Annotated in this window: 1 protein-coding gene; it reads left to right on the forward strand. The window is 50.9% G+C overall.

Going from position 1 to position 332, the window contains the following annotated elements; translation table 11 throughout:
* The coding region (locus GO755_RS40770; protein WP_227687305.1) for a hypothetical protein at positions 1 to 242 on the forward strand (242 nt) is incomplete at its 5' end.
* Positions 243 to 332: the final 90 nt, after the last annotated feature.

Consider the following 332-nt stretch of genomic DNA (forward strand, 5'->3'; position numbering starts at 1 on the left):
TGTTGGCGCTTGAAACGATGGAATATCGTTTTCTTAAAAGTGGTGAGGGCTCGTTTAGGGCGGGCCTTGGTGAGCTAAGGACGGCGATAGCAATTCGCTGGCAAGTCAAAAACGATTCCCTCCTGCTGGAAAGCAGAGTAAGTAAAGAGAGTATGCACCATAGCCGCTGGTTTATCAGTCGACGAGCGGGAGGCTACCTACTGAACGACGGTAAAACTAAAATGGAGCTGACCAGCAAGTAGACCGATCGGCCGCCATTAAAGCGTGTGCCCTAGGTCTTGCTCATCCTCCAATTTTTCGGACGCATCCTTAATGGCTTCCTCCACCGAGTG

Origin of the sequence: Spirosoma arboris, assembly GCF_009754945.1 — a bacterium.
GTDB lineage: Bacteria > Bacteroidota > Bacteroidia > Cytophagales > Spirosomataceae > Spirosoma > Spirosoma arboris.